Genomic DNA, 15,606 nt, shown 5'->3' on the forward strand with positions numbered 1-15,606 from the left:
TTTCTAACGCTTCGGCTGTACGGTCAACTGGCCCTCGTTGACGATGACGTGACCGTCCTGGAGGGTGATGCGGGCCTCACCGGCGGCGATGACGATGGCCGCCTCCGTGATCCGGATGTACGCCCCGTTCTTGGCCTGGAGCAGAATCCCCTCGTCGGCACCGGTCACGTCGTTCATCACGATCTTGTGCGCCAGCTGGGTCTGGACGACGACGGGCTTGAGCGCGGAGGGCCGGGCGAGCTCCCGCTGCGCGTCGGGCGGGAGCTCGGTGCGCTCCCCGTACCAACAGCCCGTCCAGATGGGGAAGCTGGGATCGCCCTGCTCGAACTCCACCCACACACCGGCGTCCTTCGGCGGCACCACGACGTGTCCCGCCTCCTGACCGGTGAACGGCAGGCAGGGCAGCGCCCATGTCGAGGGCTCGTCGCCGAGCACGTCCGGGACCTGGACCGTGATCCGGCCGATGCCCAGCGGGTCGTTGTTGTCGATCACCCGGCCGCGGAACTTGCCGAGATAGCGATTGCTGGGTGCCGCCATGGTGGGGCTGCTCCTGTGGGTGTAGTTCTGCTCGATGTGGTTCTGCTCGATGTGGTTCTGCGGTGGTCTACGGCCGTACGGTGTCGCCGCGCGCGACCAGGCCCTCCCGGGAGAGGGTGAAGTTCTGGGTGAAGGAACCGGGACGGAGGTTGTGGGTGACCGACTTGACGTAGTAGTCGCCGTCGTACATCGCCCCGGAGCCGCGTACGCCGACGAGGCTGCGCGGATGGAGCAGATAGCCGTGCCGGGTGACGTCCAGGGAGCCGGAGCCGGTGATGGCGTCGGCGGACGTCGCGGCGCGGGCGAGCAGTTCGGCCTGCGCCTGCTGGACCTGCTGCTTGGCGGTGCCGGCCAGCGTCCTGCGTTTGAGCGCGGGGGTGGGGCGGCGGCCGAGCGGCGGGCGCAGCGGGCTGATCGAGGGCTGGCCGAGCAGGGTGGCCTGCCGGTTCGCGGGGTCCTGCCAGCGGGCCTGCGGCTCCTCGCGCGCGGTTCCGTCGTAGGCGAACGTCAGCTGGTCCACGGTCGAGTTGGCGTCCATGTTGACGCTGAGCGCGTGCTGGCGGACGCCGAGGCGCACCTCGGGTCCCCAGTAGGCGGAGGACTGGCCGGCGGTGGGGCCGGGCTCCAGGTAGAAGACGTAGCCGTTCGCCCTGGCCAGCTCCGTGACGTACTGGAGATCGGTGCTGGTCTGGTAGGGGACGCGCAGCTGCTCCTGCGGCGGCTGGAGGATCTGTTCGTCCTTGATGTCGGGCCGGATCCCGTAGTCGCGGTAGCGGCCGAGGATCGCCAGCACACGGCGCGACGGTGCCAGGTTCGGGTACGGCGCCGTGCGCTCCTCCAGGTCCATCAGGAGGGTCAGGTCCTCGCCGGTGACGGTGAGGGTGGTCTGGCCCGGCTGGTTGCTGGCGCCGACCTCCTGACGGACGATCAGCCCGTCGAACAGCACCTGCGGTGTGCCGCGGACGCTCACGGTCACGATCACCCGGGTCTTAGGGTCGAAGAACCCCTCGGGCAGCAGGTTGCGCTGGATCAGCCCGCGCTTGGTGAGGTCGAAGGCCAGCTGGAACCCGCTGCGCTCCCCCGCCGTGACGGTGATCTGCGCGGAGAGCAGGGCCTCCATGACCTCGGCGGGCACGGGCCGCGGGAGTTTGGGCCCCATGTGCAGGGTCATGTGGACGGGCCCCGCCCCGACGGGCAGTTCCTCAGGCACGCCGGCCCCCCTGCGGGAACCCTCCGGGCAGCGGTACGTCGACCACCCGGCCCGGCTCGTCGGTCAGCTCCCGTGGATCGAGGACGGGGTTGGCGTCGGCGATCTGCCACCACTGTCCCGGGTCGCCGAAGAGACGCTGCCCGAGCAGATCGGGCCGCTCCCCGGCGCCGACGACGTGCTCCTCGGTCTCCTGCGCGCCCAGCGGGGGCAGCAACCGCCGCTTGGTGTACCGGTGTTCGGTCGCGTCTGCTGCCGTGTGCACGCCGATCTCCGCGTCGTGATACCGACTGGACCGGGGATACGGGTGCGCCCCGGGTATCGCGTCCAGAGCGCTCTCGTACGGCTGTATGCCCTCGGCCATCCTCAGCCCCTCCCCAGGGTCGTCAGGTCGCGCCCGCCGAGCCCGAGCGCCCCGAGGCTGCCACCGCGGGCGGCCGCGGCGAGCCGTTCCTTCTGCGCGAGGTGCGCCATGTACAGATCGGCGCCGCGGTGACCGGCGGGCAGGTCGCTCACGCTGAGCACCTTGAGCCCGATGCCCAGGCTCGCCCGGATCGGGTTGAGGTCGACGTCGAAAGCGGACTCGTTGATCGACAGCTCGGTCAGCCGCACGGGAAGCACCCGCTTGCTGCCCCAGGTGAACAGGGTCAACGGCATCTCGATCGGGGTGATCTCGATGGTCCCGTTCTTCGTCTGCCGCGCCGCCTCGCGCAGTTGGGCGGTGGTCGGCTGCACGAGCATCTCCAACGTGGCCAGTTGGGGGTGGATCCCGTCCGGAGCGGCGATCTCCAACTGGTCGGTCGCATCGATCTCGGCGGTGAACTTCCAGGTCTCCTCGGCGGGCCCCTTGAGCCGCAGGGCCTCGTTCCGGTCCCCTCCGCCGGCGCCCCCTCCTTCTGCGTTCTGACCGCCGGCGGACTGGGGGGCGAGGGAGCGCTCCAGGGTGTCGGGGTTGAACTGGAGGATGATGATGCGTTGGGGGGTGCCGGTGTCGGGGTTCACTACGACTATGCCGGAGCGGATGGGTTTGGGGATGTCGGCGTAGCGGGTCATGACCGGCCCTCCTCCTCACCGGTTGCCACGGCATCCGCTGCCGCTCTGTCGATCAAATGGATCGGCGGGTCGGAGAACTCCACTCCGTGGGAGACGAGGACCTCGACGACTCGTCCCCCGAATACCAGGCTGGACGGGACGGGATAGACCTGTCCCTCGACTTCCTCACTGTCCGTCCAGGCGATTCCGCACTCTCGGAGAAATTCGAGATTGCGCGCTGTGAGAACCCTTCTCCCGTCGTGGGAGATCATCCACCGACCGGTGCTTCCCTGTTCCTTGCTGAACACGGTGAGGAGCGAGACCGGTTCGGGAAGCCGCGGTGCCCGGAGCAGCTCCCACAGGATGCCGTCTTCCCTCGGGGTCCACTCCACACCCTTGGTTACCGGCGCCAACAGGTCGAGCAGAGGACGGTTCGCCAGGCTGGAGCTTTCGTCCTCGGTGCCGATCAGGAGGGGGATGTCCTCCCGGAGATCCACCGCGTCCTCCGGGATGAGCGACAGGAGCGCTCCGTAATTCTCCGGCCGATCACTGTCACCCGGTTCAAAATCGTGGAGCAGGTAACACTGGATGCCGCGCCGTCGCAGTTCGGCGTATGCCGACAGGACTTCCTTCGCCGGTCCGGTCCAGCGAGTGGGACTGGGCGAGGAAACGCCGTTCCTCGTCATGATCTCCTCTGTCTCATCGCCCGGCATGGTCAGGATGGTGTGTATCGCTCGCATGACCCGACTACTTTCTGATCTGCTGGTAAAGCCCGCGTCCCTTGTCGATCTGTTCTATCCGGTACCCGAGATCACGGATGCAGGTGAGTCCCCACCTCCGGTGCGTCTCCGCAGAAGCGCCGATCCCCTCAAGGTACTTGCGAACCGATTTGTTGCCCGTATCGGGCAGGAAGGTTCCGTCCGGGGCCAACTTTGCCGGTTGTTTCCTGGCCATCCACACATTGAATTCCTGGTTTGCGTAATCCCTGGACCGCGCCAGGTTATTGACCGAGTTCGGCCCGTTTGCCACCTGCTCGTGGATGTGATGCCAGTTCCACTTCCGGCCTCCCTGATTCGTGAACCGGTAGGCATTTCGGTAGTTGAGCGACTGACGTGCGTCCGGGTCGTACTGGGACCAGGGGTCGGCGTTCCTGATCTGCTCGAAGCTCCTGCCGTACTTGAAATTCCCAGGGTTGGAGATCTTGCTCCAGACGGCCTTGCTTTTGATCCTCACGTCGAATTCGGCAGGACCATCCTTGCCATGACCGTAGAAGCGGAACGTCTCCTTTGCCACGCTTTCGACCTGCCCGATGTGCCAACCGCCGGTGGGTCGCTTGGCGTACACCCGCATACGGGAGTAAGGAGGCGGGTTCTTGTCCTCTTCTTCCTCCTTCTCGGTCCTGTTCTTGTCGTAGACCACGGCACCTTGCTTGGAGGTCCCGGTCGACTTCGCGGCTTCCTTGGGCTGCTGTTTGCCGCCCTGGGACTGCTCCTCCGACTCCTCCAGGGCCTGATCGGTCGACTCCGGACGCTCCATGTCCGTGGGCTGCGCTTCCTTTTCCGCCGGCTGCACGCGGAATCCGTCGGCTCCAAGGTCTCGCTCGGGATTGAGTTTGGCGTCGAAGTCCACCACCGGATCACCGCTCGCCGTCAGGTTGGTGAGACGGTAATGGCGGCGGAGTCCGTCGAGGGTGGCGCCGAGGACCCGCTCGGGTATTCCCCGAGCGAGGCGTGCGACGAGGTTCCGGCGCACGCGCGGAATGATGCGGTTGAGTCGCTCCTGCTTCGAGTCCTGCGACTTCTCCTCCTTCTGCCGCCGGTTCTGGTGCTGCCTCTTCTGCTCGTGCTGACGCCTCTTGTCGTCGCGCAGCCGGTCCTTCTTCTTCCTCAAGAAGTCACGGAGTTTCGCCGCGCTGTTCTTCAAGGCCTTTCCGACCTTCGATTTCTTCAGCTTCCTGCCGAGCGTCCTGGCCGCGTTGGCGACCTTCTTGACCGCGGACTTGACTGCTCCCTTGGCCTTCGCGAGGACTTTGCCGACGGGTGACTTGGGCTTCTTGGGCTTGGTCGGCTTGGGCCCCTCGATCTCCTTCTTCTTCTTGGGGGCCGTGTCGGACGCCTTGCCCTTGGGCGGGGTCTGCTCCTGTGCCTTGGCGGGAGCCTGGTCCTTGTCGGGCACCCGGTCCTTCACGGGACCCTCGTCCTGGTCGGGTGTCCGCTTCTTCGTCGGGTCCCGCTCCGGGTTCCTGTCCCGGCCCGGTCGCTCCGCCGGCGCGTCCTTGGGCTTCGCCGCCGCCTTCGGGTCCGGCTTCGCAGGCCCCTTCGGGGTAGGGGTGTCCTTCGGCTTCACCGGAGCCTTCGGGCCCGGGGACGGGGCACCCTTCGGCCTCGGCGCCACCGCCGGCTCTGACACCCTCTGCTTGGCGTCCCGCAACGCCCCCCGCGCCCGGTTGACCGCCGATCCCGCCGCCGACCGCGCTCCCTTACCCGTCTTCTTCAGGCCGTCCATGATCTTCTGGGACATCGCCTTGAGCCGTTTGCCCACGCCCTTGGTCGCCGAGGACAGGCGGATCATCAGGAAGTTGGCGATGAAGTCGAGGAGGGCGACGACGCCGGCGGCGACTGCCTCGGCGAAGAGGCATGCGGCCGGGCCCGCCTTGACCGCCTTCAGGTACGCCCAGAACTTCGAGAAGGCCGACAGGATGGAGCTGATGCTCTGCCAGGCCGCCATCAAGCCCTGGACGATGGTCAGGATCGCCCCGGCGGCCGGGACGATCATCGAGACGACCTTCTCTATGACCAGGGACGCGATCATCATCGGGAGGGACGCGATGATGGCGTCCCACGCCATCTTGCCTATCTGCTTGATCGAGACACAGCCCTTGACCAGGACGTCGATGACGGCCTTGCCGAGACCGAGGATGCCCTCCACCTTGGTGTCGAACCACCGCTTCACGCCCACCTTGATGGCGCCCCACAGGTGGTCCGTGATGCCCGTCTTCGCGGACGAGCCCGCTTTCGAGATCCAGCCGCCCGGGTCGGGGGCGATGTCCGCCACCAGGGCCGCGAACTTGCCCAGCGCCTCGATCGCCGCCTGGGCGAACTTGATCGCCCCCTCGATGACGGCCTGGAAAGCCTTGATGACCCCCTTGAGCCCGGCTTCCAGGACGTCCAGCAACGTGTTCAGGCCCGCCGCGAGGGCGTCGAGCAGCGTGTTGACGGCCTTCTTCAAGCCGTCCGCCAGCCGGTTGACCGTGGCGATGGCCGCGTCCCGCAGGCCCTCGATCGCCTTGCGGAACCTGTCTCGGAGTTCGGGGAAGGCCGCGAGCAGTACGTCACCGATCGCGATCAGGGCGTCGGCGAGCGCGTTGATCGCCGTGATGGCCAGGTCGCGGACGAAGTCGATCGCCGCGTTGGCCCACTCCTTGAACTTGTCGATGATGCCGTTGACGAGGGCGCGAGCGGCCTCGAAGACCTTGGTGACCGCTTCGAGCAGGCCCTTGAAGAAGTCGCCCACCTTGTCGGCGACCCAGCCGAAGAAGCCGCCGGAGGGTTTCTCCTCCTCCTTCTTCTTCTCGGCCTCCTTCTCGGCGTTCTCGCGCTCGGTGTCGATCTGCGCGTTGTCCTTGTCCTTGCGCTCGGCGACTTCCTTGTCCTTGTCGTCGCGCGCCTTGACGATCTCCTTGTTCTTGGTGGTGTGCTCTTCCTCGGACTGCTTGTCCGCGTCCTCGGTCTTCTTGTCCTGCTCGGCCCGCCAGTCCTCGCGCTGCTTCTGCGTCTCCCGGGCGACCCGGCCGCGTTCGGCGGTCTGCTTCTCGGTGTTCTGGGCGACCTCACGGTCGATCTCGGCCTGCTTCTCCTGCTTGGCCCGCTGCTCGCCCTGCTGGTGCTCCTGCTCCTTGGTGCCGAGATCACCCTGCGCCTGACCCGCGGCGCCCTGGATCTCGGAGCCCTTCTCCTGCTTGGCGACGGCTCCGACGCCGTCCTTGGGCTTGGAGGCGGCCTTGAGCGCGCCGCCCTTGCCGCGCTTGCCGGCGCCGCCTGACGCCTTGCCGGTGAGCTGTTCCTGCGGCGCGTCGGGGAAGATCTGGTCCTCACCCATGGGCTTGGCCGCGTCGTCACGGCCGGTGCGCTGGATGTCGGACTGCTTGTCCTTGAGCGCCCTGGCCTGGTCGTCGGTGCGCGTGGGGTCGCTGGCGCCCTCCAGCCGGATCTTGGGGGCGGGGCCGACCGTCTTGTTCCGCAGTTCGGGGTCGGTGGTCGGGACGGCGTCGGCAGCGGCCTCGACACTGGAGGCCTCGGCCTCGCTGAGCCCCTTGTCCGGCACGGCCGGGGGCGGCGGCGGAGGCACGTCGTCGGTGGGCTTCTTGCCCTCGGCCTTGTCGCTGCCCTTGGCCTTCTGCTTCTCGCCCTGGTCCTTGGGGCCGAGCTTCTCCACCCTGCCGGTGACCTGGGCCGCCGCGGGGGCGGCCTCGGGCGGCGCCGAACGCGTCTGCGGTGCCCCCGAAGGGCGTTCCCGTGTGGGCGGCTCGGCGGCGAGCCGCTGCTGCTCCTCGCCGACCTTCTTGTCCGCGGCCCTGTCGACGCCGGGCATGGCGGCGGCCGCCTGGTCGGGCGCCAGTTTGCCCACGGTCCGTACGGCCGCCTTGGGGTCCTGGCCCGAGACGTCCGGCGGCTCCTGCTCCTTCTCCTCGGGTGCTGCCGCCCCGCCGCCCCCGCAACCGCCCTTGCCGCCGTCGTCCTTCTCCGCGGCGGGCTCGGGCGGCGCGCAGCCGCCGCCGTCCTTCTCCAGGGACGCCTCGGGCTGCGGGGTACCGCTCTCCGTGTTCTGGCCGGGCGACCCGGCCTGCTCGGCGGCCGGGCTCACCGCCGCCTGCGCGACGGACGGCGCGGCACCGGGACCGGCCGCGGTGGTCGGCCCGCTCTTCTCGGCGGCGCCCACCGCTCCGCGCGGCGCGGCGCCGGGCCCACTTTCCTTGGGGATGCGGCTCTTGGCCTGGGGCGCTTCGCGCTCGGGCTTGGGCGGTTCGGCCCCGCGCCGGGCGGCGGGCGAGGGCTCGCGGTCCTCGACGGGGGTCCTGGGGGTCTGGGCGCCGGCGGGCCGCGACACGGCGGCCGCCGTCACCATGCTCGTGGTGACCGCGGCCGGGGACGGGCCCGCCCCGGTCGCCACCGGGCCCGGCACGGACCGCGCCTGAGCCCTCGTACGCTCCTGCCGCTCGCTCTTCTCGTCCTGCGCGTCCCTGGCGTCGGGCCGCTCCTCGGCCCCGGCGTCGCCGGAGTCGTCGGAGTCGGAATCGGCGTCCTTGTTCTGTTCCTTCTCCTGCTGCTGCTCGGCGTCGGGCTTCTCGGCCTCCGGCTCGGACCGCTCCTTGTCCTCGGTGGCGGGGTCCGGGCCGACCTCCTGGTCGAGCGGTTTCTCGGTCTCCTGGAGGTCCTTGGTACCGCGGTCCTGGGCCTGGGCGGCCGGTCCGTTCTCCGGCGGCGGCGCCTCGCCCTCGACAGGGCCCTCGTCCTGACCGGGAGCCTTCGGTTCAGGCCCGGCGGCTTCCTCGTCCGCCTCCCCGTCCCTCTTCTCCCGCTCCTGCTCGATCCTCTCCGCCTTCGTCGGCGGCGGAGTCGGAAAGGAGGGCGGCGACGGCTCGGCGGCGCCCGGCTGAACCTGGTCCGCGGTCGGTACGGCGGACAGGTCGAGGTCGGTCTCGGGCAGGTGGTCCTCGGGCTTGATGGCGGGCTCGGGCTCGGCGCCGGGCGCGTGCGCGGCCTCCTCCTCGCCGCCCGCGACCTCGCGATCGGCGCCCGCTTCGAGGCCGAGTGGCTGCTCCTCCTCGCGGGGGTCGCGCTCGTCCTCGTCCTTCTCGTTCAGCCCGTGCTCGGACAGCGCCGAATCGGGCTGCTCCGCCCGCTCGTCCACCTTCTCCGGCCGTACGGGACCGGGCTGGCCCTTCTGCTTCGGGTCCAGTTCCTCCCGTCTGGCTCCGGCGGCCGGCTGGGTCTGGGCGTCCTTGCGCCTGCGCTTGTCGGAACCGGGCGCGTTGGCCTGCTCGGGGTCGGCCTCCTCGCGTTCGCGCTGTTCCTTGCGCGACTCCTTGGCCTCCTCCACGCCCTCCTGCTGCCCCTGGGCACGCTCGTCGGCGGCCTCGTCGGTGCGCTCACGGTCGGCGGCGGCCCTCTCGTCCTCCTGCTGCTGCTCCTGCTCCGACCGCTGCCGGGAGGCGTTGCGTTCGTCCTCCTGCTCCTTGCGCCGGGCGGCCTCCTGGTCCTCGGTGGCCAGGTCCGCGCGCGCCCGGCTGCGGTCGCCGCTCTTCTCGTCGCGGGCCCGGGCGTCCTGCTGTTCCTCGCGGGCGTCGGCGGCACGTTTGTCCTTGGCGCCGTGGCCGGACTCCTGCTTCTTCTTCCACTGGACGCGTTCGACACCGAGTGCGTCGAAGAGGTCGGGCTCGGGCAGCGGTACGTCGGCCGGCCGCAGCTCCGACGGGCCGGGCGCGTCGGCCTGTTCGGCGAGGTCCAGGAGGCGCTCGTACTCCGGGGTGAGCAGCCGTGCTTCCAGCCGTTCGATGACCGAGTCCGCCAACTGGTCGGACATCTGGGCGAGTTGGAGCCGCACCCGACCGGAGGCGTCGGTGGGGTCGCCGCGCAGGGAGCGCAGCACGCCACCGGCGAGCCGGTCCACGAGGGCCGCGGGGTCGATGGCCTCGGCCCGCATCCGTTCGGCGTCGACGGTGGCATAGCGCAGCCAGCCCGGTGTCGCCTGCCCTTCCTCCACCGCGGCCGCGACCTCGCCGCCGGCCCCCGGGACGCCCGCCTCCGTCTCCCCGGCCCGCACGAGCGCCTGGGCCGCCGACTCCGCCTCCCGCTCGATCGCCTGCTGCGGCAGGCTCACCGCGCCGAGGTCACGACCGGCTCGCAGTGCGCCCAGGCCGGTCGGGTTCTGGACGGTGTGCAGGAGTTCGTGGGCGAGAAGACGGCGGCCCTCGTCCGTGCCGGGCTTGAAGGCGCCCTCGCGGAAGAAGACGTCCTGGCCGACGGCGACGGCGTCCGCGCCGAGGAGCTGCGTCAACTGTCCGGCGTCGCGGCCGGTGTGCAGCCGGACCCGGCTCAGGTCGTGGCCGAGCTGCTCCTCCAACTCCCGTCGGACGCCCGGGTCGAGGGGCTGGCCGGCGCCGCTGACGATGTTCTTAGGCTCGGGAGTACGGGACTTGGCGGCCCGTTCCTTGCGCTTACGGCGGCGCTGCTCGGCGGTCTGCTCCGCGCGCGCGTCCTGGGTCGGGGAGCTCACCGGCTCACCTCCCCGTGCCCGCTGAGCCCTTCGTGCACGGCGCGGGCCAGCTCCTGCCCGAGGCGTCGGGCCGAGAGTCCGGCGGGCAGCGGGGGCAGGCCGGAGAGGGCGGCGACGGCGAGGGGTCCGGCCGCGGCCAACGGCACTCCGTGCTGCCGTACCAGACGTGTCAGTTCCTGCTCGAAGGCGGCCGAGACCCGTTCCGGGTCGGCCCGGAAGCCGTCCAGAACCAACTCCCCGATCTCGACGCGGATCTGCGAAGGTTCCCGGTCCCGGGAAGGACTCACACCCATCCGCGAACCTCCCCCGGAGTGAGCGAGCGCTCCAGCTTCAGGTACTCGGTACGGGCGGCGGCGAGCATGTGCCGCATCTGCAGCCGGTCGCCCTCCTCCGCGGCGAGGAAGGCCCCGGACAGCGCGATGTTGCGGATCGAGCCGCCCGCCACGGTGAGTTGGGCCAGCAGCGCGGGGTCGATGCCCTTCATCGGGGCCTGCGGCGGCAGCACCCGGCGCCAGATCTCGGCCCGTTCGTGTTCGGCGGGGAACGGGAAGTCGACGACGAAGCGGATGCGGCGCAGGAAGGCGGTGTCGAGGGCCTTCTTCATGTTGGTGGTGAGGATCGCGAGGCCGCGGTAGGCCTCCATCCGCATCAGCAGGTAGCTGACCTCGAGGTTGGCGTACCGGTCGTGACTGTCCTTGACCTCGCTGCGCTTGCCGAACAGGGCGTCGGCCTCGTCGAACAGGAGGAGCGCGCCGCCGCGTTCGGCGGCGTCGAAGACGCGGCGCAGGTTCTTCTCCGTCTCGCCGATGTACTTGCTGACCACCTGGGAGAGGTCGATGACGAACAGGTCGAGGCCGAGTTCCTTCGCCATCACCTCGGCGGCGAGCGTCTTTCCGGTGCCGGAGCCGCCGGCGAACATGGCGGTGACGCCGAGGCCGCGGCGCAGGGTCGCCCCAAAGCCCCATTCCTGGTGGACGGTTGCCCGCTGCCGCACATGCGCGACGATCTCGCGCAGCACACTCGTCTGCCGCTCGTGCAGCACGAGGTCGTCCCAGCCGGCCTGCGGTTCGATACGACGGCCCAGCTCGTCCATGCCGATCCGGGCCTCGTCGAGGCCGGCCCGCCAGGCGAGCTGGGCGGCGTCGAGCTCGTCCTCGTGCGGGAGGCGGCGCCGTACGCTCGCGGCGGCCGAGCGTACGACGTGCGGCGGCAGCTGGAACTGGGCGACCAACGAACGCAGTTCACCGTCGGCGAGCTCGGCGACCTCGTCGAACGCGTCGCCCCAGAGCGCGAACTGCTCCTCGTCGTCCAGCCGCGGCACGGCCACCCGGGCCGCGTACGACCGCTCCGAGCGCAGCGGGTCCTCGCTCGACACCACCACCGGTACGGCCGCCCCGGCCAGGAACGCCTCCGTCGACGCCCGCTGGTCGCGGTCCAGTTCGCCCGCCTCGACGAGCAGCGCGGCGGGCAGCAGGATCGCCTCGCGCTGCCACAGCCGCGAGAGCCGGTCGCGCTCGACGGGGTCGGTCGGGACGTCCTCGGCACTCATCGAGTAGAGCCCGAGCCCCGAGCGGGCGGCAGCGGCGGCGGCCATGTCGGCCCGGCTGCGCAGGTCACCGCCGGTCACCTCCACCAGCGTCCCGTTCGTCCAGCCCTCGGCGAGCCGGCTCGCGGCCAGGTCGTACGACGGCGGCAACGCCTCCGGCACCGGAGTGCGGCGCAGCTGGCCGTGCAGCCGGGCGTCCAGGTAGGGCGAGCCCAGCAGGAAGTGCAGGACGCGTTCGTCCAGCCGCAGCCGGGACGTCGTCAGCCCGGAGGCGTCGTCCGGCTCGACGATTCGCCAGCGCCTCAGCGGGGCCACCGGCGTCAGCGCGCTCCAGTGCGGGTCCGCGAGCGCGGCCAGCGCGAGGGAGAAGGTGGGGTGGGCCCGCTCGGGATCACCACAGGCGGCGGCACAGCGCGCGCCGGCCGTGGGCTCCAACTCCTGGGCGGCGGTGAGCACTACGAGGTCCCGCTCGAAGGCGGTGAGCCCGAAGCAGGCCACGAGGGCGTCGAGGGGGGCGGTGCCGGGGGCGAGGAGGGCGGGGGCTCCCGTGGATGCGGGGTCAGGAGCACCATTGGATCCAGAGGCATGGGCACCCGTGGATCCGGAGGCAGGGGCCCCCGTCTCTCCGCCACGCGCCGCGTCCGCGCGTGCCGCGTGGGCGTCGACGCACGCGAGGACGCGCCGGATCTCACCGGTCAGCGTCGAGCCGCCGTCGCGCGCACCGCCGCCGCCGATCGTTCCGTGCGTTCCCTGTGTCCCCATGTCCTCACCCACCCCCGTCGCTCCCATGTGGTCTCAGCTCTCCGTGCTCTCGCCGTCGCCCCTCGGCGCGCCGGAGCCGCCGCCCCTGCTCCGGGTCGTCTTCTTCGCGGCGGTCGTGCCTGCGGTCTTCGCGGGCTTGGCCGGCTGTGCGGGCTTCCGCACCCGGGTCGGCGCCTTGGCCGCGGTCCTGGCAGGCGCCTTCGCCACGGCCTTGGCCGGGGACACGGCTTTGGCCGGAGACACGGCGGCGTCCACGGCAGGCTCCCCGCCGGAGGGTCCCGATTCCGGCACCGCGGTCCCAGCCGCCCCGCCGTCGACCGGCCCCGGAGGGACCGGCGCCCCAGGTGCCCCGAACGGCAGCACCCGCACCTCGGGCCGCTCGACCGGCCTGCCCGGCACGGGGCTCTCCCGGCCGTCGATGAAGACGAGGGCCGCCTGGTAGACCACCGACAGGGCGTAGGGGGTCTGGTAGAGCATCCCCCAGAGCTTGGAGGTCTCGTCGATGTCCATCACCGTCGGCGTGAACCGCACCCGCTGCGCCGCCTCGGCGAGGTCGCTGCCGTTCAAGTAGGGCCGCTCGGCGGCCTGTTCGATGACGTCCTTCGGGAGGATCGGTATCTCGTGCAGGGTGCGGATCACCGAGCCGAGCAACCGCTGCCCCACCAGCTCGGTCTCCTCGCCGTACGCGCTGATCACATAGTGCAGGTCGAGCGCGGCGGCGGGCCGCTTGACCAGCGTGCCGTCGGCCGCGCGGGTCGGCAGGTCGTTGTTGCGCTGCGAGGTGTTGGGCGTGACCTGGTAGAGGAACACGGAGATGGTGGGCTGCTCCAGCTGCGGATCGGCCGGCGGCTTGCGGGGCTCGACCTTGACGGCCTCGCCGAACTCCGGGCCCACGTTGTTCTCGATCAACAGGGCGAGGGCCTGGGTGACATGGGCGATGGCCAGGGCGTTGCTCATGACGTCAGTTCCTCGCTTCTCTCGTCGTGCCGCTCACTCACGCCCCCGTGCCAGGTAGTCGGCCAGGCTCACGGTCGCTCCGGGTCGCGACCCCGCGGACCTGCGGGAACCGTCCCCCGGCGCTCCGGATGCCGCGGTCACCTCGAGCCGTCCGATCTGCACCTGGACGACCTGCTCGGCGGCCCGGCCCGGACGCCGTGCCGCGGCCTGCCGTACGGCGTCCCGAGCCGCCGTCGTGTCGGCGGCATCGGGCCGCGGTGCCGGAGCCACGACGACGGGCGCGGTGTCCGTACCCCGCTGGGCGGTCCCGGCCACCGCGGTCCGTGACGGCTCCTCCCGCCCACGCCCCGGCGCGCGCCGTACGACATCGGGCAGCGGCCGCGGCCCCGGCGCCACGGGGGCGGCGGGCCGCAGCAGCGGCACCTCGGTGCGGGCCGCCTGCTCCGAGGGACGCGACGCCGGCTGCTCGGGCGCCCGCTCCTCCCGTACGACGGTCCGCTCCCGTTCGGTGTGCGTGCGCGTCGGTCCGGTGGCCGGGCGGGGCGCCTGCGCCGGCGGTGCGGCCGACGGAGTGGCCGAGGGCCACAGCAGCGTGTCCTCGTCGGGACCCGGCGTGGCGGCCCGGACCGCCTCGATCCGCTCGAAGGGGCCGGGCAGCCGGGGCCGCACCCGTACCGCCGTCGGCCCCGGTGCCGTGTGCCGGGCGATCAGCCGGTCGAGAAAGTCGGGCCCCTCGGGGGCCGGGGAGTCAGACATCCGCGCACAGCTCCAGGTAGTAGCGGCGCCGCGTGGGGCTGAGCGCCAGGATCTCCGGCTCGCTCCAGCCGTAGGCGGTGGCGAGCAGATGGACGTCAAGCAGCACGTCGCGGGCCCAGGAGTCCAGTTCGGTCCACAGGTAGGAGGCGATGTCGAGTTCGGCCCGGGTGGCCCGCCCGCAGTCCGGGCAGGCCACGTCGAGCGTCAGATCGGCGCCCGGGTCGGCCGCCTCGACCGCCTCGGCAATCCTCTGCTGGACGGCGGCGGGCAGTTCGGCGTGGGACACGGCGGTCCCGTCACGCACCGCCGAGACCAGGCACCGGGCGAGCAGCGCCGCACGCGGGTCGCCGGAACGGGCCGCCGCGGTCAGGTCGGCCACGCCGGGAAGCCGGAACTCCACGTCCCAGCCGTCCTGTCGGACCCGGACGACGGAGGCATCGCGGCCGGCCGGCAGGAGGTCAGGTCCGGTCGGCGAGGCGTCAGGGCCGCGCGGCGAGTCGTCGCGCCCAGCCCGCAAGGCACCCAGGTCACCGTCCGCATCGACCTCCGGTTCCCCACGCCCGCTCGGTGAACCAGCGGGCGTACTCACCGAGTCGATCCGTCGAAGCGAACCAACCGCTCCGGCGGACGGGCCACCTCGCCCGCCCGGGGATTCAGCCGCTGCGGCACCCGAGCCGTCCCGCCCGCCCAACGACCGCGCCAACTCCCCCGCGTCCAGGTCGAACTCCATGTCCGTCCCGCACGCGGCGCACTCCAGCCGTACCTGCATCCGCTCGCCGAACAGGGCCCGGCGCAGCGCGAACAGGTCGGCCTCGCGCTCGCCCACCGGCAGTACCGGCAGCCGCCCCGCCTCGACGTCCGGCCGAGCCGTGCGGTGCAGCAGCAGGGCCCGTCCGACCGGTGGCTCGCCGAGTCCCGCCTCCCAGGCGGCCAGCAGTGCGGCCGCCCCGGTGATCGCCATCTTCGCCCCCGATTCCAGCACCTTCCGTCAGTTCACGCCGGGTTGAGGAACGACGGCTCCTCCGGCTCGGGCACCTCGTAGTCCCTCTCCCAGCCCTCGCACTCGAGCTTCAGCGACTGGATGGCCACCGCGTTGGCGTTGGCGTCCAGCTCGCCGAGGACCTGGTACTCACTCGGCCAGGTCCGGTAGAGCTTGTGCGAGACGGCGACCTGGCCGGCCTCGTTGAGGACCTGGACGACGATGTCCTTGCGGAAGTCGGCGAGGGAGACCTCCGAGCCGAGACCGGCGCCGACCTGCCAGACCTTGTTCGCCCAGCGGTCGAACTCGGGGTCGTGGGTGACCCCCCGCTCCAGGGTGATGCCCTCGAACTCGGAGCGGCCCGGCGACTTGCGCGGGGAGGAGGGGTCGCCGCCGTGCCGGTGCTTGACGACCTCGGTGGTCCGCTTCAGCGGACTGATCTTGCTGATGCCGGCGACCGTCCGACCGTCCCACAGGACAAGGAACTTGAAGTTCTTGTAGGGGTCGAATCGATGCGCGTTGACCGTGAACTCAGCCATCGGATTCCTTCAGTCC

General features: G+C 71.1%; 12 protein-coding genes. All 12 read right to left on the minus strand.

The features are described 5' to 3' along the window. Positions 1 to 3: 3 nt before the first annotated feature. Positions 4 to 537, minus strand: coding sequence for a phage baseplate assembly protein V (locus tag ACIBJB_RS22640; RefSeq protein ID WP_398932892.1), 534 nt, complete (start codon positions 535 to 537; stop codon positions 4 to 6). 67 nt (positions 538 to 604) lie between these two features. After that, positions 605 to 1,696: a hypothetical protein gene (locus tag ACIBJB_RS22645; RefSeq protein WP_398933044.1), complete on the minus strand. Its 1,092-nt coding sequence runs from the start codon at positions 1,694 to 1,696 to the stop codon at positions 605 to 607. A gap of 43 nt (positions 1,697 to 1,739) precedes the next feature. Next, positions 1,740 to 2,108 carry a hypothetical protein gene (locus ACIBJB_RS22650; protein ID WP_398932893.1) on the minus strand — a complete coding sequence of 123 codons (369 nt, stop codon included), beginning with the start codon at positions 2,106 to 2,108 and terminating at the stop codon, positions 1,740 to 1,742. Between the two features lie 2 nt (positions 2,109 to 2,110). After that, positions 2,111 to 2,797 carry a hypothetical protein gene (locus ACIBJB_RS22655; RefSeq protein WP_398932894.1) on the minus strand — a complete coding sequence of 229 codons (687 nt, stop codon included), beginning with the start codon at positions 2,795 to 2,797 and terminating at the stop codon, positions 2,111 to 2,113. After that, positions 2,794 to 3,516, minus strand: coding sequence for a hypothetical protein (locus ACIBJB_RS22660; protein WP_398932895.1), 723 nt, complete (start codon positions 3,514 to 3,516; stop codon positions 2,794 to 2,796). The genes ACIBJB_RS22655 and ACIBJB_RS22660 overlap by 4 nt, the downstream gene beginning before the upstream one ends. Before the next feature lie 7 nt (positions 3,517 to 3,523). Next, the gene (locus ACIBJB_RS22665) at positions 3,524 to 10,051 is read right to left on the minus strand and encodes a DUF4157 domain-containing protein (RefSeq protein WP_398932896.1); all 6,528 of its coding nucleotides are present in this window, start codon (positions 10,049 to 10,051) and stop codon (positions 3,524 to 3,526) included. Further along, positions 10,048 to 10,344 carry a hypothetical protein gene (locus ACIBJB_RS22670; protein ID WP_398932897.1) on the minus strand — a complete coding sequence of 99 codons (297 nt, stop codon included), beginning with the start codon at positions 10,342 to 10,344 and terminating at the stop codon, positions 10,048 to 10,050. Before ACIBJB_RS22670 ends, ACIBJB_RS22665 begins: the two co-directional genes overlap by 4 nt. Then, a complete protein-coding gene (locus ACIBJB_RS22675; RefSeq protein WP_398932898.1) occupies positions 10,335 to 12,359 on the minus strand; it encodes an ATP-binding protein in 2,025 nt (674 codons plus the stop codon). The genes ACIBJB_RS22670 and ACIBJB_RS22675 overlap by 10 nt, the downstream gene beginning before the upstream one ends. Before the next feature lie 33 nt (positions 12,360 to 12,392). Further along, positions 12,393 to 13,316, minus strand: a complete 924-nt coding sequence (locus tag ACIBJB_RS22680; protein WP_398932899.1) for a DUF4255 domain-containing protein — start codon at positions 13,314 to 13,316, stop codon at positions 12,393 to 12,395. A 33-nt stretch (positions 13,317 to 13,349) separates the two neighbouring features. Then, on the minus strand, positions 13,350 to 14,072 hold the full coding sequence (locus ACIBJB_RS22685) for a hypothetical protein (RefSeq protein ID WP_398932900.1): 723 nt from the start codon (positions 14,070 to 14,072) through the stop codon (positions 13,350 to 13,352). After that, positions 14,065 to 15,033 carry a hypothetical protein gene (locus ACIBJB_RS22690; RefSeq protein WP_398932901.1) on the minus strand — a complete coding sequence of 323 codons (969 nt, stop codon included), beginning with the start codon at positions 15,031 to 15,033 and terminating at the stop codon, positions 14,065 to 14,067. Before ACIBJB_RS22690 ends, ACIBJB_RS22685 begins: the two co-directional genes overlap by 8 nt. A gap of 32 nt (positions 15,034 to 15,065) precedes the next feature. Continuing rightward, positions 15,066 to 15,590: a phage tail protein gene (locus tag ACIBJB_RS22695; RefSeq protein WP_057614384.1), complete on the minus strand. Its 525-nt coding sequence runs from the start codon at positions 15,588 to 15,590 to the stop codon at positions 15,066 to 15,068. Between the last annotated feature and the right edge of the window lie 16 nt (positions 15,591 to 15,606).

The sequence above is a fragment of the Streptomyces sp. NPDC050759 genome (assembly GCF_044456945.1).
Lineage (GTDB): Bacteria > Actinomycetota > Actinomycetes > Streptomycetales > Streptomycetaceae > Streptomyces.